The 20177-nt window shown below is 73.6% G+C and carries 18 protein-coding genes; 6 read left to right on the top strand and 12 right to left on the bottom strand.

All coding sequences use genetic code 11. The annotated features are described in order from the left end of the window. Positions 1–102 precede the first annotated feature (102 nt). Positions 103–1677, top strand: coding sequence for an alpha/beta hydrolase (locus ASC82_RS08505; RefSeq protein WP_056643849.1), 1575 nt, complete (start codon positions 103–105; stop codon positions 1675–1677). Between the two features lie 44 nt (positions 1678–1721). Beyond that, entirely contained in the window at positions 1722–3284 is a 1563-nt protein-coding gene (locus ASC82_RS08500; RefSeq protein WP_056643848.1) for an alpha/beta hydrolase, read from the top strand. Positions 3285–3346: 62 nt separating this feature from the next. On the opposite strand, the gene moeZ is transcribed toward ASC82_RS08500, so the two are convergent. From moeZ to ASC82_RS08445, 12 genes are all read right to left on the bottom strand, one after another. Then, entirely contained in the window at positions 3347–4525 is a 1179-nt protein-coding gene (moeZ, locus tag ASC82_RS08495) for an adenylyltransferase/sulfurtransferase MoeZ (protein WP_024759121.1), read from the bottom strand. A gap of 63 nt (positions 4526–4588) precedes the next feature. Beyond that, positions 4589–5335, bottom strand: a complete 747-nt coding sequence (locus ASC82_RS08490) for a spherulation-specific family 4 protein (protein ID WP_056643846.1) — start codon at positions 5333–5335, stop codon at positions 4589–4591. Then, a complete protein-coding gene (locus tag ASC82_RS08485) occupies positions 5323–6294 on the bottom strand; it encodes an NAD-dependent epimerase/dehydratase family protein (protein WP_056643844.1) in 972 nt (323 codons plus the stop codon). Before ASC82_RS08485 ends, ASC82_RS08490 begins: the two co-directional genes overlap by 13 nt. A 130-nt stretch (positions 6295–6424) precedes the next feature. Next, entirely contained in the window at positions 6425–8023 is a 1599-nt protein-coding gene (locus tag ASC82_RS31005; RefSeq protein WP_056643842.1) for a hypothetical protein, read from the bottom strand. 13 nt (positions 8024–8036) lie between these two features. Further along, the gene (locus ASC82_RS08475) at positions 8037–9701 is read right to left on the bottom strand and encodes a glycosyltransferase (protein WP_056643840.1); all 1665 of its coding nucleotides are present in this window, start codon (positions 9699–9701) and stop codon (positions 8037–8039) included. Positions 9702–9891: 190 nt separating this feature from the next. Then, positions 9892–11544: an ABC transporter ATP-binding protein gene (locus tag ASC82_RS08470; protein ID WP_056643838.1), complete on the bottom strand. Its 1653-nt coding sequence runs from the start codon at positions 11542–11544 to the stop codon at positions 9892–9894. After that, positions 11541–12530 (bottom strand): ABC transporter permease, encoded by a 990-nt coding sequence (locus ASC82_RS08465; RefSeq protein WP_056643836.1) that lies wholly within the window; start codon positions 12528–12530, stop codon positions 11541–11543. Before ASC82_RS08465 ends, ASC82_RS08470 begins: the two co-directional genes overlap by 4 nt. Continuing rightward, on the bottom strand, positions 12527–13474 hold the full coding sequence (locus tag ASC82_RS08460) for an ABC transporter permease (RefSeq protein ID WP_056644859.1): 948 nt from the start codon (positions 13472–13474) through the stop codon (positions 12527–12529). Before ASC82_RS08460 ends, ASC82_RS08465 begins: the two co-directional genes overlap by 4 nt. 41 nt (positions 13475–13515) lie before the next feature. After that, positions 13516–15249, bottom strand: a complete 1734-nt coding sequence (locus tag ASC82_RS08455; protein WP_199862500.1) for an ABC transporter substrate-binding protein — start codon at positions 15247–15249, stop codon at positions 13516–13518. A 198-nt stretch (positions 15250–15447) separates the two neighbouring features. Next, positions 15448–15543, bottom strand: coding sequence for an Ms4533A family Cys-rich leader peptide (locus tag ASC82_RS31450; protein WP_312846791.1), 96 nt, complete (start codon positions 15541–15543; stop codon positions 15448–15450). Between the two features lie 101 nt (positions 15544–15644). Continuing rightward, complete coding sequence (locus ASC82_RS08450; protein WP_079039159.1) at positions 15645–17117, bottom strand: DUF3152 domain-containing protein; 1473 nt, start codon at positions 17115–17117, stop codon at positions 15645–15647. 8 nt (positions 17118–17125) lie between these two features. Further along, on the bottom strand, positions 17126–18091 hold the full coding sequence (locus ASC82_RS08445; protein WP_056643832.1) for an alpha/beta hydrolase: 966 nt from the start codon (positions 18089–18091) through the stop codon (positions 17126–17128). A gap of 142 nt (positions 18092–18233) precedes the next feature. On the opposite strand from ASC82_RS08445, the gene ASC82_RS08440 reads away from it, so the two are divergent. The 4 genes from ASC82_RS08440 (at position 18234) to ASC82_RS08425 (ending at position 20128) form a co-directional block, all read left to right on the top strand. Then, positions 18234–18449 (top strand): hypothetical protein, encoded by a 216-nt coding sequence (locus ASC82_RS08440; protein ID WP_024759554.1) that lies wholly within the window; start codon positions 18234–18236, stop codon positions 18447–18449. A 146-nt stretch (positions 18450–18595) separates the two neighbouring features. Next, complete coding sequence (locus ASC82_RS08435) at positions 18596–19255, top strand: TetR/AcrR family transcriptional regulator (RefSeq protein WP_056643830.1); 660 nt, start codon at positions 18596–18598, stop codon at positions 19253–19255. Positions 19256–19418: 163 nt separating this feature from the next. Then, positions 19419–19646, top strand: a complete 228-nt coding sequence (locus ASC82_RS08430; protein WP_015036001.1) for a DUF3107 domain-containing protein — start codon at positions 19419–19421, stop codon at positions 19644–19646. 212 nt (positions 19647–19858) lie between these two features. Next, complete coding sequence (locus ASC82_RS08425) at positions 19859–20128, top strand: hypothetical protein (RefSeq protein ID WP_056643828.1); 270 nt, start codon at positions 19859–19861, stop codon at positions 20126–20128. The last annotated feature ends 49 nt before the right edge of the window (positions 20129–20177 follow it).

Here is a 20177-nt window from a genome sequence, read left to right as displayed (position 1 = left end):
TGCCGCAGCCACGGCCGCAGCGCGGCCTGCGGCACAGAGGTGCGCCACCCGTCCGGACCTCCGCCCCGCGCGGAGGTCCGGACCGCGGCCCACGATGGGCCTATGCCGATCTCCGCCGCCCAGCGCGCCGCCCTGATCACCGCCACGACCGTGCTGCTCGCCGCCGGGTGCTCGGACGGCGCGGACGACACGGCCGCGGCGACGAAGCCGTCCGGCTCGGCCGGACTCTCGGCGCTGACGGAGCAGAAACTGGTCTGGGCCCCCTGCACGGCGCCGTCCGCCGCCGAGGGCGGCGGGCCCGCGCCCTCGCCGCTCCCCGGCGGCACCCCCTGGGAGTGCTCCTTCCTCCAGGCGCCGCTGGACTGGGCGAAGCCGGAGGGCGAGACCATCGAGCTGGCCCTCATCCGGGCCAAGGCCCGCGACAGCGACAACCGCATCGGCTCGCTCCTCTTCAACTTCGGCGGGCCGGGCGGCTCCGGCATCACCGGCCTGCCGGGCTTCGCCAACGAGTACGAGTCGCTCCGCTCCCGCTACGACCTCGTCTCCTTCGACCCGCGCGGGGTGGGCCGCAGCGATCCCGTCGAGTGCGCCACCGACAAGGAGCTCGACGCGTACTACGCCCTGGACTTCACGCCCGACGACGCGGCCGAGGAGCGGACCCTGTCGGACGCGCAGAAGAAGTACGCGGCCGGGTGCGAGCAGGACGCGGGGGCGGCCCTCCCCCACGTCGGCACCGAGAACGCCGCCCGGGACATGGACCTGATGCGCCAGGTCCTGGGCGACGACAAACTCCACTACTTCGGCATCTCGTACGGCACGGAACTCGGCGGCGTCTACGCCCACCTCTTCCCGGAGAACGTCGGCCGGGCCGTCCTGGACGCCGTCGTCGACCCCGACGCGGGCGTCGAGGAAGGCGCCCTCGGCCAGGCGAAGGGCTTCCAGCTCGCCCTCGACAACTTCGCCCAGGACTGCGTGGACCGCGGCGACGAGTGCACCCTGCCCGGTACGAGCGTCGCCGAGGTCGAATCCTTCGTCACCGACCTCCTGGCCTCGCTCGACAAGAAGCCGATCCCGGGCATCGGCTCCCGCGAGCTGACGCAGACGCAGGCCACCAACGGCATCGCGCAGGCCCTGTACTCCAAGGAGTACTGGCCCTATCTGGAACAGGGCCTCGAAGCGGCCGACGGCGGCGACGGCGCCCTGCTGCTCTCGCTCTCCGACTCTATGAACGGACGCAGCCAAACCGGCAGCTACAGCAACATCCAGGCCGCGAACGCCGCCATCAACTGCGTCGACTTCAAGGAGCGCTACACCCTCGGCCAGGCCAAGGAGCGGCTCGGCGAGTTCCGCGAGGCCTCCCCCGTCTTCGGCGACTTCATGGGCTGGGCGCTGGCGAGCTGCTCGCAGTGGCCGGTACCGGGCACCTGGGAGAACCCGGACGTCTCCGCGCCCGGCTCGGCCCCGGTCCTGGTCGTCGGCACGACCGGCGACCCGGCCACACCGTACGAGGGCACGCGCGCGATGGTGAACGCGCTCGGCAAGGGCGTCGGCGTCGAGGTGACCTACGAGGGCGAGGGCCACGGCGCCTACAACAGCGGCAACGCGTGCGTGAAGAAGACCGTGGACGCGTACCTCCTGGACGGCAAGCTGCCGGCCTCCGGGACCGTCTGCAAGTGACGCCCCCCTAGGATGGCCGCCTTGCCGGGATCCTGGGGGAACGCATGTCCATACGTGTACGCATGACGGTGCTCGCCGTGACCGGGCTGCTCGTCGCGGGCTGTACGAGCGGCGGGAACGAGGGGGCCACGGCAGCGGCCCCGTCCGCCACCACCACCCCGCCGGCGACCACCGACGCCAAGCCCTCGGAGCCCGCCGCCGTCCCGCCGCTCCCCGCCGCCCTCACCGGCCAGCGCCCCGACTGGAAGCGCTGCGAGGCCCCGGAGAGCGGGCAGCGGCCCGGTCCGGAGTGGCGCTGCGCGACGGTGAAGGTGCCGCTCGACCACGCGAAGCCCGAGGGCGCCACGACCCCGGTCGCGCTGATCCGCAAGGAGGCCACCGACAAGGGCGGCCGGATCGGCTCGCTCCTCTTCAACTTCGGCGGCCCCGGCGCCTCGGGCGTCGACATCCTGCCTCAGGCGGCCACCGAGTACGCGAAGCTGGGCGAGCGCTACGACCTGGTCGGCTTCGACCCCCGCGGTGTGGGCGGCAGCGCCGGCGTGGTCTGCCGGGACGACGCCGAGCAGGCCGCCGCCGAGGCCTCGGTGGACCTCACCCCGGACACGGCCGCCGAGGAGGCCGCGTACCTCAAGGACAACACCGCCTTCGGCGCCGGCTGCGCCCGCCGCTCGGCCACGGTCCTCCCGCACACCACGACCACCGCCACCGCCCGCGACCTGGACCTGGTCCGGCAGGTCCTCGGGGACGACAAGCTCCACTACTTCGGCATGTCGTACGGGACGCAGCTCGGCGGCACGTACGCCCACCTCTTCCCCTCGCGCGTGGGACGGCTCGTCCTCGACGCGGTCGTCGACCCGACCGCCGACACCGCCGGGCACGCCCGCCACCAGACGATCGGCTTCCAGCGGGCGCTGGACAACTACCTGAAGAGCACCGGCGAGGACCCGAAGGCCGGGACGCGGCGGATCGCGCGCCTCCTGAAGAAGCTGGACCGCGAGCCGCTGGCCGTCGGCGACCGCCGGCTGACCGAGGGCCTCGCGCTCACGGGCATCGCGGTCACGCTGTACGGGCAGTCCAACTGGCCCCTGCTCACCCAGGCCCTGGCCGAGGCCGAGCGGGGCAGGGGCGGCGCCCTGCTCGAACTCGCCGACTACTACAACGACCGGGACGCGAAGGGCCACTACGCGACCCAGTCGCACTCCCAGCGGGCGATCTCCTGCGCCGACTCCAGCGAGCGCCCGACCGCCGCGGAGGCGAAGGCGCTGATCCCGGAGTTCCGCGGGCTGTCCCCCGTCTTCGGGGCGTTCCTCGCCTGGGACACGGCCGGCTGGTGCGCGAACTGGCCGGTGAAGGGCGAGCGGTCGACGCCGGAGGCGAGCGCGCCGGGCGCGGCCCCGATCCTGGTCGTCGGCACGACCGGCGACCCGGCGACCCCGTACGAGGGCGCGGAGAAGATGGCGAAGGAGCTGGGGGACGGCGTCGGCATCCTCGTCACGAACAAGGGCGAGGGTCACGGTGCCTACGGCACGTCGCCGTGCGTGACGAAGAAGGTCGACGCGTACTTCCTGAAGGGCACGGTCCCGGCGTACGGCACGACCTGCTCGTGAACGCGGAGAAGGGCCCGGTCCTCGTGACGAGGACCGGGCCCTTCTCCGTGTGACCGTGCGGCCTAGTAGACCGGCTTCTCGGGCTCGATCTGGTGTACCCAGCCGATCACGCCGCCGCCGACGTGCACGGCGTCGGCGAAGCCCGCGGCCTTGAGCACCGCGAGGACTTCCGCACTGCGGACACCCGTCTTGCAGTGCAGGACGATGCGCTTGTCCTGCGGGAGGTCCTGGAGGGCGGTGCCCATCAGGAACTCGCCCTTCGGGATCAGGCGGGCGCCGGGGATCGAGACGATCTCGTACTCGTTGACCTCGCGCACATCGATGATGTCGATGTTCTCGCCCTCGTCGATCCACTCCTTGAGCTGCTTGGGAGTGATCGTCGAGCCGAGCGCCGCCTCCTGGGCCTCCTCGGACACGACGCCGCAGAAGGCCTCGTAGTCGATGAGCTCGGTGACGGTGGGGTTCTCGCCGCAGACCGCGCAGCCGGGGTCCTTGCGGACCTTGACCTGGCGGTACTGCATCTCCAGGGCGTCGTAGATCATCAGGCGGCCGACCAGCGGGTCGCCCACGCCGGCGAGCACCTTGATGGCCTCGGTGACCTGGATGGAGCCGATGGACGCGCAGAGCACGCCCAGGACACCGCCCTCGGCGCAGGACGGGACCATGCCCGGCGGCGGGGGCTCCGGGTAGAGGCAGCGGTAGCAGGGGCCGTACTCGGACCAGAAGACCGAGGCCTGGCCGTCGAAGCGGTAGATCGAACCCCAGACGTACGGCTTGTTCAGCAGCACGCAGGCGTCGTTCACCAGGTAGCGCGTGGCGAAGTTGTCGGTGCCGTCGACGATCAGGTCGTACTGGCTGAAGATGTCCATCACGTTGTCGGCTTCGAGCCGCTCCTCGTGAAGGATCACGTTCACGTACGGGTTGATGCCGAGCACGCTGTCGCGCGCCGACGCGGCCTTCGAGCGGCCGATGTCGGCCTGGCTGTGGATGATCTGGCGCTGGAGGTTCGACTCGTCGACCTCGTCGAACTCCACGATGCCGAGCGTGCCCACGCCGGCGGCGGCCAGGTACATCAGCGCCGGCGAGCCGAGACCGCCGGCGCCGACACACAGCACCTTGGCGTTCTTCAGCCGCTTCTGCCCGTCCATCCCGACGTCCGGGATGATCAGGTGGCGGGAGTACCTGCGGACCTCGTCTACGGTGAGCTCGGCAGCCGGCTCGACCAGGGGTGGCAGCGACACGGGGACTCCGGTTGTCGGTATGTCAGTACGGTTGTTCTCCCCGTAACACTGCCACGCCCCTCCTCATTCCGAGACACCCGGTCCGATCCGCGAGACGATTTCGTCCCAGTAGCCGGGCAGCGAGTGAAATGCAGCGCTTTGTCCCTGACCCCCCGCGCGGTCGGTGAAGAAGATCGTCCCGGCCCCCTGCCAGCGGGCGACCCGCAGCGCCTCGTCGAGGTGCGTGCGCGGGACCCCGTGGACGAGGTGGACGAACTTCGCCTCCGGGTAGTCGGCGGTCCACTCCGCCACCTGCGACCAGCGGTAGTCCACCCACGAGCCGGAGAAGGTGACCAGCTGGTCGGCGGTCTCCGCGTACCCCGGGTGGGGGTGCGTGCCATGCCCGAGGACGAGGTGCGCCTCGCCGCCGAGGACGGCCTCCAGGGTGGCCGTGAGCCGCCGCGTCCCGGGCAGGTCGGCCCGGTCCGAGGGGGCGCGGTCCAGGTAGAAGCCGTCCACCTTGTACCAGTCGAGGAAGCGGTGGGCGTCCGAGACCAGCTCCCCGAAGGGCCGGGATCCGTGGGCGAGGTCCAGATGCCCGAGGACTCGGACCCCGGCGTTACGGAGCTTCCCGGCGGCCTCCAGACAGTGCGGGTCGGGGCGGCTGCCCGGGCCGTCCGCGACATTGAGCACGGCCCAGTGCAGCGGCGTCCCGGGGCGGGTCAGCTCGGCCCACTCGACCGGGGCGAGCAGCGGGTGGGCGTAGCCGGGGACGCCCACGCCGAGGGCCTGGACCGCCCCCGTGGCCGTGGTCGTCGTCAGATGCGACACGCCGCCTCCATCCAGATGTCGGCGAGCGACTCCTCCAGGTTGATCCGCGGCCGCCAGCCGAGCCGGTCGCGGGCGGTCCTGACGTCGGCCTGCTGCCAGGGGCCGCAGCCGTCGGGGTACGGGTAGGGGGCGGCGGCCAGCTGGTCGGCGATGGTCCCCTCGGAGCGGGGGGCGCCGATCATCGGGCGCTGCTGCATGCCGTGCGGGGCGTCCAGCTCGTGCAGGTTGCCGGTGTAGCCGGCGACCCGGGCGAGGACGGCGGCGGCGTCCCGGAGCCGGACCGCGCGGCCGGTGCCGATGTTGACGACGCCCTGGGCGGCGGAGAGCGAGGCCGCGTGGACGGCCCTGGCCACGTCCCGTACGTCGACGAAGTCCCGCTGCACGCCGAGTCCGCTGAGCTTGAGCTCGCCGTCCCCGGCCTGCATCGCGCGGCGCATCGCCTCGGCGAGGCGGCCGAGCGGGGAGCCGGCGGGCGTGCCGGGGCCGACGGGCGAGAAGACCCGCAGGACGACGGCGTCGAGGCCCGAGCCGAGGACGAGTTCGGTCGCGGCCAGCTTCGAGACTCCGTACGGCCCGCCGGGGCGGGGTACGGCGTCCTCGGCCGTGGAGGAGCCGGGCTGGCTCGGCCCGTACTCCGAGGCGCAGCCGACCTGGACGAGCCGGGCGCCGCAGCCGCTGCGGCGCAGGGCCTCGCAGACGGTGGCGACGGCGATGGTGTTGTGCCGGGTCAGCTCGCGGGCGCCGCCGCGGGTGGCGCCCGCGCAGTTGACGACGACCCCGGGGTGGACCGCGTCGAGGAAGCGGGTCAGCGCGCCGGGGCTGCCCGATGCGAGGTCGAAACGCACGTCGGCGTCGTCGCCCCGGCCGAGGGCGGTGAGGTGGACGGCCGGGTCGGCGAGCAGCCGGTCGGCGACGAAGCGGCCGATGAAGCCGTTGGCTCCGAGCAGTAGCACCCTCATCGTGCGGCCCCTACGTGCCGACCGGCCGGTCCTTGGGATTGAGGGGTCATGGTCTTCGGTCTCCTTGCGGGGTGATGAGAGAGGTGACGGGGCACGCCCGCGGCGTCGGCTCCGCGGGAGGGCGGGGGATTCACGAGGTGGTGGCGTGGGCCGAGGCCCGGGCGAGGGCGCCGGTCGCGTGGGCCAGCAGGCCGAGCGCGGCGGCGCCGCAGACGAGGGTGGGTACGGCCCCGGGTCCCGCGGCGTCGACGAGGGAGCGCACGGGGGCGGCGAGCGCGTCGAAGCCGGGGGCGGGGATGCGGGCGGCGAGGACGCTCGCGAGGGCGAGGGCCTCGGCGGCGCAGGCGGCGGCGAGCGCGGCGGTGGCCGTCTCGGGGAAGCCGTGGACGGTGAGGAGCCGGGCCAGCAGCAGGAGCGCGCCGAGGGCGAGGGCCCCCGGGCTGAATCCGGTGAGGGCCAGGAGGACGGTGAGGGCGAGGAGCTGGAGCGTCACGGTGCCGAGGAGCAGGGGGCGGGCCCCGGCGGCGAAGTCCGCGAGTCCCCTGCTGTCGGCGATCCGGCGGCGGGCCCGGCTCGCGAAGAGGTGGGCGCCCCAGGCGGCGGGGGCGACGGCGAGGGCGAGGGCGAGGAGGGGGCCGGGGGCGAGGGCCCAGGGCCCGTCGGGGCCGCCCGTGAGGACCTGCGCCAGGAGGCCGTCGCCGGCGACCGCGTAGGCGAGGAGCCAGAGGGTCCAGAGGCGGGCGGCGGGCACGGTCCGGCCGCCGGGGGCGCGGAGCGGTCCGCGCCGGACGGCGAGGAGGAGCGCCCCGGTGAGCGCGAGGGCTCCGGCGGCGCCGACGGCGAGGCGTACGGAGCCGTGGGTGAGGGTGAGTCCGAGCCCGGCGAGCGCGGCGGCGGCGCCGGGCGCGAGGGCGGCGAGCAGCCAGGGGGCGCGGATCCGCTCGGCCGGTGCCGGGGCCGGGGGCGTGCCGGCGCCGCGGGGCACGCGTACGTACAGCTCCTCGGCGAGCGCGAAGACGTCGCGGTGCCGGAAGCGGGCGGCGGTCCGGTCGGTGAACCCCTGAGCTTCGAGCCCGGCGGCGATCTCCAGCGGGTCGACGGCGCGCTCGCACAGCTCCCGGTGCCGGTGCATGAGCACCTTGACGGGGTCGGCGTTGCCGCGGCGCGGGCGGGGGGTGGAGGCCGAGGGAGCGGGCGCCGGCGCACCCGGCCCCTCGGCCGTCGTGAGGGCCGCGGCCGGCACGGGGGCCACGGCGCCGTGCCCGGCCGCCGCCGTGGTCGGCTCCTCCGCCGTGGCGGTCCCCTCCGCGGCCGTCGCCCTCCAGGCGAGACCGGGCTCGGGGGCGTCGGGGCGGTCGGCGTCTCCGTGGGCGGGGGGTTCGGCGTCTCCGTGCGCGGGCGATTCGGCGTCTCCGTGCGCGGGCGGGTCGGCGTCCTCGTACACGGGTGATTCGGCGTCTCCGTGCGCGGGCGGGTCGACGTCCTCGTACGCGGGCGGGTCGACGTCCTCGTACACCGGCAGGTCGGCCGCCGGCGGTTCCGACGTCGGGGTCTCGGGGGCGGACGGGGCTATCCCGGGCGGTGCGGCGCCCAGGGCGTCCGCCGGGTCGTCGGCGGCGCGGAGGTCGAGGGCGCCGGCGTCGGCCGGGGTCAGGGCCGGGGTGCCGAGGAGGGCTTCGGAGCGGGCGTCCCAGGCTCCGGGGCTCGTGGGGGCGGCGGGGCCGCGCATGGGGGTGCCTCCTTCAGGCATCGGGGGCTCCTGTGCCCGCGGTCACGGCCTGGTGCGTCCAGCTGCCCGGCACGTGGGCCTCGGCCGGGTGGGCGAAGAGCACGCCGTCCCCGGGGCGGTGGCGCACCGGCGCGTGGGAGAGAAGCTCCAGGTAGATGCCGCGGAAAGCGGCGAGGTTCTGGTCGACGGTGAAGAGTTCGAGCGCGCGGGCGCGGGCGGCGGCGCCCAGCCGGTAGCGGCGCTCGGGCTCGCGGAGCAGCGCGAGGCACGCGTCGGCGAGGGCCCGCGGGTTGCGCGGGGGGACGACGAGGCCGGTGCCGCCGATGACCTCGACGACCGCGCCGACGTCGGTCGAGACGGTGGCGCGGGCGCAGAACATCGCCTCGACGAGGCTCGTCGGGAAGCCCTCGACGACGCTGGAGAGGACGACGACCGCGGCGGAGGCGTAGGTGTCCTCCAGGGTGGGCGCCTCGGGCCCGCCGAGCTCCTCGAAGGTGACGGGGTTCTCCCCGACGGCGTGGGCCCCCGCGGCCTCGTCGGGGAAGAGCTGTGCCGCGAAGCCCTTGCAGTGCGTGAGGTACGCGTCGGCGCAGGGCTCGCCGGTCGGGACGGCGACGATCCGCAGCCTGACGTCGGGCTGCCGGGCCCGGATCTCGGCGAAGGCGTGGAGCAGGGCGACGAGGTCCTTGGCGGGTTCGACGCGGCCGACCCAGACGAGGGTGGCCGGGTCGCCGCTCTCCTCGTCCTCGCCGACCTCGGCGAAGCGGTCGGCGGCGAGGCCGGGGTGGACGGTCCGGATCCGGTCGCGGTCGGCGCCGCACTTCTCCTGCCAGCGGCGGGCGTGGGCGTTGCCGGGGGTGAGGAGCGCGGCCTGGCCGTAGGTCTCGGCGGCGAGCCGGCCGTGGAGGGCGGCGAGGAGGGCGCGCAGGGGGGCGGAGCGGTCGGCGACGGCCGGCGAGAGGTAGTGGGCGCGGAGCTGGACGCCGTACTCGGTGACGAGGAGCGGGGTGCCGAAGAAGCGTTTGGCCAGGAGGCCGGGGAGGGCGGTCGTGCCGCCGGCGGTGGCGTGGCAGAGGTCGACGGCGCCGAGCGCCTCGTCCTCGTACCAGTCGAGGGAGAGCGGGCGGAGTGCGCGCTCGAGCCGGTCGGCGAAGGCGAGGTGGTCGGGGAGGCCGGCCGCGGCGGCGGTCCGGCGGGCGCCGGGGGCGCGGCAGGCGGCTTCGAGGGCACGGACGGCGTCGTCGGAGCGGAGCGCGCCGGGCAGTCCGCCGCGTTCGCGGGCGAGGTCGGCGAGGGCGTAGAGCCCGGTGGCGAAGGAGGTCTCGTCGTGTTCGGCGCAGAGTCCGGTGGCGAGGGCGTGGAAGGCCTCGGTGAAGCGGCGGCGCTCGCGCCGGCCGTAGGCGCGGCGGGAGGCGCGGTTCTCGCCGAAGGCGGCGCGCTCGATGGTGCTCTTCGGTGCGTGGTCCTCGGGCCCGGTGCCGGGGCCGGTCACGTCTCCCGTGCGGACGGAGCGGACGGTCCGGGCGTTCGGGGGGAGGGGCAGGGTGAGGCCGGTGGGGCCGAGGGCGTAGAGGTCGAACTGGTGCTGTCCGAGCCCGTGTACGAGCCGTTCGCACCAGAGTCCGGCCTCACCGGCGGCGTACGGGTAGCCACCCTCCGTGAGCAGTCCGATCCGCACGAGTACACCCCCGATCTCCCTTGACGGCGGTCCCCGTTGGTCCGGCGACTCGCAGCGGGAAGAACGTAAGCGGAGATACCGGTGGTGCGACGGACGGTTGTCCGTCGCACCACTGGAAGGGGTGAATGCACGTAACTTTCCCACCCCGGTCGCGTTCTGTCGCGGTACGCGCCGGGATGGTTACGGAGTGTCAGGCGGCGGCCAGTTCCTGGCGGCGCCCGCGCCGCTCGGCCGCGTGGGCCGGATCGACGGACGGGACGGCGGCGAGGAGCCGGCGCGTGTACGGATCCTGGGGCGCGCCGTACACCTCCCGGACCGTGCCCTGCTCGACGATCCGGCCTCCGCGCATGACGGCGACGCGGTCGCTGACCTGCCGGACGACGGCGAGGTCGTGGGCGATGAAGACGAGCCCGAGGCCGAGTTCGGCCTGGAGTTCGGCGAGCAGCGCGGTCACCTGGGCCTGGGTGGTGACGTCGAGCGCGGAGACGGGTTCGTCGCAGACGATCACCCGGGGCTCGGCGGCGAGGGCGCGGGCGATGCCGACGCGCTGGCGCTGGCCGCCGCTGAACTCGTGCGGGTAGGCCTCGTACCGGTCGGGTTCGAGCCCCACCCGGTCGAGCAGCTCCCGCACCCGGGAGCGGATCCGGGTCTCGTCGCGCTCCCCCGCCGCGCGCAGCGGGTCGGCGATCGACTCGCCGACGGAGCGGCGCGGGTTGAGGGAGGCGACGGGGTCCTGGAAGACCATCTGGAGTTCGCGGCGGTACGGGCGCAGTTCCCGCTCCGACAGGGCGCCGATCTCCGCACCCCCGTAACGGAGTCGGCCGCCCGTCGGGTCGAGGAGCCGCACGAGCATGCGGCCGAGGGTGGTCTTGCCGCTGCCGGACTCCCCGACGACGCCCAGGGTTTCGCCGGCGTGGACGGTGAGGGAGACGCCGTCGACGGCGGTCACGGCACGCTTGCCGCGCCCGAACTCCCGCCGCAGGCCGACCGCTTCGAGGAGCGGCTCGCCGGCGGGCGCGGCGGTGGCGGGCCGCACGGGCCCGTCGAGCCGGGGCACGGCGGTGAGCAGCCTGCGCGTGTACGGCTCCGAGGGTGCGCCCAACACCCCGCTCACGGGCCCGCGTTCGACCTCGCGGCCGCCGCGCATGACGAGCACGTCGTCGACGCTCTCGGCGGCGACGCCGACGTCGTGGGTGACGAGGAGCAGCGCTGTGCCCGTCTCGCGCCGGAGCTCGTGGAGCAGGTCGAGGATCTGGGCCTGCACGGTCACGTCGAGGGCGGTGGTCGGTTCGTCGGCGACGATGAGCCGGGGTTCGCAGGCGAGGGCCATGGCGAGGAGGGTGCGCTGGCGCATGCCGCCGCTGAACTCGTGCGGGCGGGAGCGGGAGCGGCGGGCCGCGTCGGGGATGCCGACCCGGTCGAGGACCTCCACGGCGCGGGCGCGGGCGTCCCGGCGGGAGCCTCCGGCGTGGATCCGGTACACCTCGGCGATCTGGTCGCCGACGGCGTAGTAGGGGTCGAGGGCGGACAGCGGGTCCTGGAAGACCATCGCGGCGACCCCGCCGCGCAGGCGCCGCAGTTCGGCGGGGTCCGCGTCGGCGACGTCGATGCCGCCGACGCGGACGGTGCCGGTGACGCGCGCGCCCGTCCCCCGGTGGAGGCCGAGGAGGGCGCCGGCGACGGTGGACTTGCCGCTGCCGGACTCGCCGACGAGGGCGAGGGCGCGGCCTTCGCCGAGGGTGAAGGAGAGGCCGTCCACGGCCCGTACGGGGTCGCCCTCGCGGTCGAACTCGACGGTGAGGTCCCGGACTTCCACCAGGGGGCCTGTGCTCTGCGGGGTCACGTCAGGACCACCCTTCGGTCGGCGGCGGCGTACAGGAGGTCGGCGACGACGCCGGCGAGGACGACGGCCACGCCCATCACCATGACCACGCCCACCACCACGGGCAGGTCGATCGAGCGCACCCCTTCGAGGAGGGTCTTGCCGAGGCCGGGGATGCCGAAGAGGGACTCGGTGAGCACCGCCCCGCCGAACATGTAGCCGAGGTCGACGGCGCTGATCGCGATGACGGGCGGGACGGCGCCGCGCAGCGCGTGGCGGGTGACGACGGCCCGCTCCCCCACGCCGTAGGCGCGGAAGGTGCGGATGTGGTCCTCCGCGAGCGTCTCCAGGGTCGAACTCCTGGTGAGACGGGCGTATTTGGCGGATTCGAAGAAGCCGAGGGTAAGCCAGGGCAGCAGCATGTTCCAGGCCCACTGCTCGGGGTCCTCGCCGAGGGGGACGTAGCTCGGGAAGGGCAGCCACTGGAGGTAGGCGCAGACGACCATGAGGAGCAGCAGCCCGAGGATGAAGACGGGTGTGCCGGTCGCGGCGAGGGTGAGGACCGTGAGGATCCGCTCGGTCGGGCCGCCCCGGCGCAGCGCCGAGAGCAGTCCGGTGCCCACGCCGATGACGAGCCAGACGACGAGCGCGCCGAGGGCGAGCGAGGCGGTGGCCGGGAGCCGCTCCATGATGAGCCGGGTGACCTGCTGGTCGTTCTGGTAGGAGAGTCCGAGGCAGGGCGCGTCGCAGTGCACGACGGAGGTGCCCGTGGAGTAGTCGCGGCCGGTGAACACGCCCTGGAGGAAGTGCAGGTACTGCGCGACGACGCTCTCGTTCAGGCCGAGCCGCTCGCGCACCTGGGCGATCTGCTGCGGGTTGCAGCGCTCCCCGCAGGCGAGCCGGGCGGGGTCGCCGGGCGCCACGTAGAAGAGGGCGTACACGAGGACCGAGAGCGCCAGGAGGACGAGCGCGGCACCCGCGAGCCGCTTGAGGACGTAGCGGGTCATCGGGAGTTCTCCTTACGGGTGCCCACGCGCAGCCGGCTCGCCTCGCGCGGGTCGAGGGCGGTGCGGACCGCGTCGCCGAGGACGGTGAAGGCGAGCACGGTGACGAAGAGCAGTCCGGCGGGCAGCAGGACGTACGCGGGGTCGGCGCGGAACCAGGTCTGCGCGGTCGACAGCATCTGTCCCCAGGACGGGGTGGGCGGGGTGACGCCCACACCGAGGAAGGAGAGGGAGGCCTCGACGACCATGTTGGTGGGGACGAGGATCGCGGCGTAGGTGATGACGGGCGCGGCGAGCGCGGGCAGCAGCTCGCGGCGGGCCGTCCGCCACCGTCCGGAGCCCGCGAGGCGGGAGGCGGCGACGAAGTCGAGGCTCTTGAGGGTGAGCGTCTGGGCGCGCACGATCCGGGAGGTGCCGGCCCAGCCGAGCAGGCCGATGACGAGGATCAGCAGCAGCGGGCGGGGGAAGTCGCGGGGGACGACGGCGGTCAGCGCGATGGCGAGGACCAGCATCGGCAGGGCGACGAGCACGTCGGTGATCCGGCCGAGGAGTCCGTCGACCCAGCGGCTGCCGAGCCCGGCGGCGAGGCCGATGGCGACGCCGAGGGCGATCTGGACGGCGGTGGCGCCGACGGCGACGAGGAGCGAGATCCGGGCTCCGTACAGGAGGCGGACGAAGAGGTCGCGGCCGGTGCCGGGCTCGACGCCGAGCCAGTGGTCGGCGCTCGCCCCGCCGAAGGAGCCGTACGGGACGCCGCCGCGGGCCGAGTCGACGAGGTCGTCGTGGTACGCGTACGCATCCTGGCCCTCCAGGGCGGCGAGCAGCGGCGCGGCGACCGCGAGGAGGACGAGCAGGAGGAGGACCCCGGCGGAGACGAGGGCGGCGGGGCGGGTGCGGAGCCGCCGCCAGGCCTGCCGGGCGGCGCCCGTGGCGGGGGTGCCCGCCACGGGCGCCGAGGGGTCGGCGAGCGGTGTGCCGGTCAGAGCGGTCACTTGACCGCGACCTGCGAGATGTCGAGGACGCCGGTCCAGTCGCTGATGACGACGTTCTTGATGTCCTTGCCGACGAGCCGCTTGTAGACCGGGTGGAAGAGGGGCACGTCGAGCGCCTTCTCGCCGATCTTCTTGTCGAGGGCGCCCCAGCGTCCTGCGGCGGCCTGGAGGTCGGTCAGCTTGTTGATCTCGTCGATCTCCTTGTTGACCGCCGGGTCGTTCAGCTGCGCGTGGTTGTAGTTGGAGCCGTTGGTGACGATCTGGCGGCCGTCGAAGATCGGCGCGAGGAACGGGCCGCCGGCCGGCCAGTCGGCGCCCCAGCGGGAGAGGAAGAAGCCGGGCGCGTCCTTGACGCTCCAGCGCTTCTCGTTGAAGGAGTTGGGCTCCTGGCCGTCGAGCTTCACGGTGATGCCGGCCTTGCCGAGGGCCTCCTGCACGGCGGTGGCGATCTCGGGGCTGGTGGCGCGGTTCTGGGCGGTGGAGTGCAGCAGGGTGACGGTGAGCCCGTTCGGGAACCCGGCCTCCTTGAGGAGCTGCTTGGCCTTCTCCGGGTTGCCCGTCTTGCCGGCCGGGAAGTGGTCGTACGGCGTGAAGCCGAAGGACTTCTGCTCGGGCAGGAAGGTGGTGGCGGGCTCGGCGAGCGCGGAGCCGCCGGCGGCGTTGACGACGCTGGTGCGGTTGACCGCGTACGAGATGGCCTGCCGGACCTTGAGGTTGTCGAAGGGCTTCACCTTCGGGTTGAAGGCGAGGTAGTTGGTGAAGCCGAAGTGGCCGGTGCCGACGCGGGCGGCGAGCGCCTTGTCGGAGCCGACCTGGGCGAGTTCGGCCGGGCCGAGGTTGGTGTCGGTGGTGACGGCGGCGGAGTCGGCGCCCGAGGAGGTGGCGAGGCGCTGGTTGATGACGGCCTCGTCGAGCCCGGACCGGACGTCGATCTTGTCCGGGTAGGCCTTGCGCTCCTCGTCGGTCTTCGGGTCCCAGTGCTCGTTGCGCTCCAGGGTGAGGCGCTCGCCGTCGTTCTCGTTCTTGACGACCTTGTACGGGCCGGAGGAGACGGGGTGCTCCTCGTACTTCGCGCCGGTGTCCTTGGCCTTCGGGACGGGGGTGAACTGCGTCTGGGTGGCGACGAAGGGGAACTCGCCCTCGGGCTTCTTCAGCTTGAAGACGATGGTCCGGTCGTCGGGGGTGACGACGGACGCGAGGCCCTTCTTGTCCTTGAAAGGGCCCTCGTAGGTGTCGCCGCCGACGAGCCAGTCGCGCAGGTAGGGGGCGCCTCCGGAGAGTTCGGCGGCGAAGGAGCGCTCGATGCCGTACTTGATGTCGGCGCTGGTGATGGGCGTGCCGTCCTCGAACTTCAGGCCCTCCTTCAGCGTGTACGTCCACTCGGTGGCGTCCTTGTTGGGGCGGCCGATGTCGGTGGCGAGGTCGGGGACGACCTTGCTGCCTGCGGCGCCCGCCTCGCGGTTGCGGGTGGTGAGCGTACGGAAGACGAGGGAGGGGACGTTGCCGCCGCCGGAGGTGTAGAGGCGGGCGGGGTCGAAGTCGGTCTGGGCCTCGCTGTTGAGGACGGTGAGCGTGCCGCCCTTCTGCGGGGTGCCGGCGGCCGCCTTGCCGGCGGTGCCTCCCTTGGCGCCGGTGTCCTCGGGTCCCGCGCAGGCGGCGGCGCCCGAGGCCAGGACGAGACTGACGGCGGCCGCTGCCACGCGGCGCGAAATGACGGACGATTGACGCATCGGAGAAGACCTCTCGGAGAACTACGGGCGGGGAAAAGGGAATTCCGCGCAGGCAGCGGCGAGCGGCGTTGTCCGGGAAAGGGACGGAGTACCGGAAGAGCACAAGAGAAAGCCGCGCCTGCGGGAGGGAACCCGGGCGCGGAAAGGCGTCGGCGGTACGCGAAACGAGAAAAGGGCCGACGTGCGCTCGGGCTGGCGTCAGCTACAGAGAATGTCGGCCACGGCGTGCCCGGTCACGCCGATGAGCGCCAGCTCAATGGCGGCGCGATCGAAGGCGACGTGACGGTGCGACATGCCGAGAAATATGAACGAACGCACGAGCGATGTCAACGCGCATTCGGGGATTCCCGAGACACGCGTCTCACCATGTGATCATCATCGGATCGGACGGAACATCAACTTCCGGGATATACCCAGGGGTTGGGGCGGCAGGCGATTCCGTCGACCCGCAGCGACTTCGTCTGCTGCTGCATCACGGGCGCGAGAGCGCCAGGGGTGTCACAGCTCACATGGCCGTGCCCGAGCCGGTGTCCGACCTCGTGGTTGATGAGCATCTGGCGGTACGCGTACATGGCCTTGGGCCCGAAGGTGTCCGAGCCCTGCGCCCAGCGGAACGCGTTGATCATCACGCGCTCGGTGCTGGCGGAGTCACAGGACACGTTGTCGACGGTCGTGTCGAGCCCGGACTTGCCGCACCACTTTCCGGTGGTGCCGGGGCTCGCGAGCGTGATGACGAATTCGGGCTCGCCGCTGGAGATCCGCTCGAAGGTCATCTCGCCCTGACCGGCCCAGCTGCGTTCGTCGTTGAGCGTCTTCTGCACGGCCGAGGCGAAGAGCACGGGGTCCAGCCCGATCCCCTTCTCGACGTCGATCCGGTAGCGGACGAGCCGGCCCTTGCCGGGCGCCTTCTGGAAGCCCGGCACGGCCTCGAACTCGCCGGAGCCGGTCAGCTTCGGGTCGATCGGGAACTGCCGGGTCATCAGCTGCTCGTACGTCGGCACGGGGGCCGAGGCGGACGGCGAAGGGGTCGCGGGCGCGGCGGTCGCCGGGCGCGACGGGGTGATCCGGTCGTCGGAGCGGGAGGCGGAGGTGTCGCCCGAGGCCCGGTCGGTCCGCCCGTCGGCGGCGTGGGCGGTGCTCGGCGCGTCCCCCCGGTCGGCGACCTGTCCGGCGACGACGACGGCGAGGACGGTGGTGACGGCGGCGGCCGCGATGCCGGTCAGGGTGCGGCCCTTGAGGACCCGGCCGGCCGACTCGTCGGCCGGAGCCTCCTCTTCGGTCAGGCTCTCGCGCCTGGGACCGGGGATGAAAGCGGCCTGCTCGGACGGGGGCGCGTCCTGCTCGGGCGTCTCGGACCGGTGCGAGCCGCGCCGGCGGCCGTATCCCTCGGGTCGCGGGCCCGCGCCCTCGTCGTGCTGCGGATGCCCGCCGCGTACGGGAGAGGTCCCGTACGCGGGGATGCCGTACGCCGGGGTGCCGGGGGTCCCGTGCGCGGGGGTGTCGTAGGCCCCGCCTCCGTACGGCGGCGTTCCGTATCCCGGCGTCCCGTGCGGAGGCGTCCCGTACGGGGGTGTGCCGTATTGAGGGGTCCCGTACTGGGGTGTCCCGTGTCCCGGGGTGTCGGCGACGCCCGGCGCCCTGCGGCGGCGTCCCGTCCCCGCGGCGGCCTGCCCACTCGGGCCCGCGGCCTGCCCGGCCGCTCCCCCGGCCTGCCCCGTCACCGTCGGGGGCTGCGCCGTCACCGTCCGGGGCTGCCCGGCCGCGCCCGGCGCCGCCGTCCCCGTCGTTCCCGTCGTCCGTCCGGCCGCCGCGCGCTGCTCGGTGTCGGGCACCGAGGGCACGGGGCCCTTGCGACTATGTCGTCCCACGCCCCGGATCAGCTCCCGCCGTCTTCGGCGATCAGTTCCCGCGCGGCCTGGGCGACCGTCTCGGGGTACTCCATCATCGGCACGTGCCCCGCCTCCGGCAGGGTCAGCAGGCGCGAGCCGCGGAAGGCGGCGGCCGCCTTCCGCGCCATCCGGTACGCGACGAGCCGGTCGCGCCCGCCGTAGACGAGCAGCGTCGGGGCGAGCACGCGCTCGGCCTGCCGCCAGAGACCGTGCTGGCCGCCGAGCGTGTACGCGTCGACGATGCCGCGCGAGGAGCGGGCCATGGCGTCCCAGAAGTACGGGAGCTCCAGGCGCCGCTCCATCTCCTCGACCGCGTGCCGCAGCCCCTCGTCGGAGACCCGGCCGGGGTCTCCGTAACAGAGCGAGAGGACGCCGCGGACCCGCTGCTCGGGCGTCCAGTCCTTGGAGAGCTTCGCGAAGAGCGGGGCGACGCCGGGCACCGCGAGCATCACGGTGGGCCAGGCGGTGCGCTGGGCGCGCAGCTCGGGCAGGGCCGGGGCGATCAGGGTGAGGGTCCGGACCAGGTCGGGCCGGACGGCGGCGACCCGGGTGGCGACGGCGCCGCCCAGCGAGTTGCCGAAGAGGTGGACCGGTCCGCGCCCGCCGGCGTCCAGGAGCCGGATGACGGCCCGGGCGTGCCCGGTGACCGAGTAGTTGCCGTCGTCGGGCGGCGGGGAGTCGCCGAAGCCGGGCAGGTCGACGGCCTCGCCGTCGACCAGGTCCGCGAGCAGCGGCATGAGCGCCGACCAGTTCTGCGAGGAGCCGCCGAGGCCGTGGACGTACAGCGCGGGCGGCAGGCCGGGTCGGGTGCCGGGGCGGGCTCGCACGGTGAGTGTGAGTCCGGGCAGGGCGACGGAGCGGAGCTCCTCGCCGTCGGCGACCCGTACGGTGCGGATCCGCGACGCCTGCGGGGCGGCGGCGGTCCGGGTTTCCGGCAGCTCGGTCGAGGACATGGCCGCAATATTACGAGACGATCACGCGGGGGCGCGTGTGGGTGCCGTCACAAGTGCGTGTGCGGCGGGGCGCGTGTGCTCCTACGCTCGAAGGGAGGGCCATCGGAGAGGACCGCGGACCCCGCGCGCCGGAAGGAACCGCATGACTGTCGATCCGACCGAGCCGGACACATTCGCCGAGGAAGAGGTCGTCGTGCTCGACCAGGAAATCCCCGAGGCCGACGCGGCCGAGCAGCACACCGAAGTACAGCAGCGCGAGGACGAGCACCCCACACATATCGAGCACGAGTCGGCGAACGAGGCCGACGCGTCGGATCAGGCACGTGTCGTCGCCCTCGACGAGGACGACTATCGCTGATTTGTTCGGTTTAATCTTGAATCGACTGTCGACCAGGGCGTCCGGTCCGTGAAATTGTGCGTTCGCACCGCGCACAGCCGGGTTACCCAAAAGTACGATGGCGGCGCGGCGCGACAGCGCGCATGGATCGATTCTTGGGAGGCCGCGTGAGCGCCATCGAGCAGACAGAGGCAGCACGCCCTCGGGGCACGCGCCTGCCGCGACGTGCCCGACGGAACCAGCTGCTCGGCGCGGCCCAGGAGGTCTTCGTCGCCCAGGGGTACCACTCGGCTGCGATGGACGACATCGCCGAGCGGGCGGGCGTCAGCAAGCCGGTGCTCTACCAGCACTTCCCCGGAAAGCTGGAGCTCTACCTGGCCCTGCTCGACCAGCACTGCGAGTCCCTCCTGCTGGCGGTGCGCACGGCCCTCGCCTCCACCACGGACAACAAGCTCCGGGTCGCGGCGACGATGGACGCGTACTTCGCGTACGTCGAGGACGAGGGCGGCGCCTTCCGCCTGGTCTTCGAGTCCGACCTCACCAACGAGCCGGCCGTGCGCGAGCGCGTGGACCGGGTCAGCCTGCAGTGCGCCGAGGCGATCTCCGACGTCATCGCCGAGGACACCGGGCTCTCCAAGGACGAGTCGATGCTGCTCGCCGTGGGCCTCGGCGGCGTCTCGCAGGTCGTGGCCCGCTACTGGCTGTCCAGCGAGTCCGCGATCCCCCGCGAGAAGGCGGTGGGGCTGCTGACCTCGCTCGCCTGGCGCGGCATCGCCGGCTTCCCGCTGCACCCGGTCGAAGGCCAGCTGAGCGCCGAGGGCCACTGAGCCCCGGCCCGTGGGCATTCCCGGGCATTCCCGGGGACATTCCCGCGGGCTGTTCGCTCCTGGCGTGCTGCGGCTGAGCCGTGCGCGTCCCCTCTCCGGGCTAATGTGTGCAGCGTACGGCGCGGGAATTCGCGCAACGCTGACCGTTCGGAGGGACATAGCCGTGGAGGTCAAGATCGGCGTGCAGCACGCACCCCGGGAGATCGTTCTGGAGAGCGGGCAGTCCGCCGAGGAGGTGGAGCGCGCGGTGGCCGACGCACTGGCCGGCAAGGCGCAGCTGCTCAGCCTCTCGGACGAGAAGGGCCGCAAGGTCCTCATCCCGGCCGAGAAGATCGCGTACGTGGAGCTCGGCGAGCCCGCCGTGCGTCGGGTGGGCTTCGGCGCCCTCTGAGTCCCGGATCTACGGGAAAGGCCCGGCGGACCGTCACGGTCCGCCGGGCCTTTCGTCTGTACGCGGTCGGCCCCGCACCGGGCCCGTCCCCGACCCGTCCTCGACCCGTATGGCCACGTCAGGGCGTACGGGGAGGATTGGCGTCGGAGCGCCGGGGGTAGGAGGCCTACGACCGCAACACCCGCCCCGCAGCCACCGCGAGGTGATCCGCCGTGTTCCTGGAAGCCCTCGGTTCCGCCCTGCTCGGTTTCGCCCTGGCCTGGGCCGCCGTGCACCGGCTGGCCGACCGCCTCCCCTCCCGGGGGACCGTCCTCATGACCGGCGCCGTGGGCGGCGTCTTCGGCGCGCTCGTCACGCACGGGGCGCTGGGCCCCGGGCACTTCCTCGCGACGCTGATCGGCGCCGTGGCGGTCGCGGCGGTGCTGCTCTCCCTGCTGATCCGCCCGGCCTCGCGCAGGCTGCGACGATCAGCGGCGGCGTGAACAGCGCCGCGCGCTCCCGGAACGACTCGAACGACCCGGACAGCTCGAA

The organism is Streptomyces sp. Root431, from assembly GCF_001426585.1.
GTDB lineage: Bacteria > Actinomycetota > Actinomycetes > Streptomycetales > Streptomycetaceae > Streptomyces > Streptomyces stackebrandtii.
Note: the sequence above shows the minus strand (reverse complement) of the source record. Positions and strands in the feature narration are given on the sequence as shown.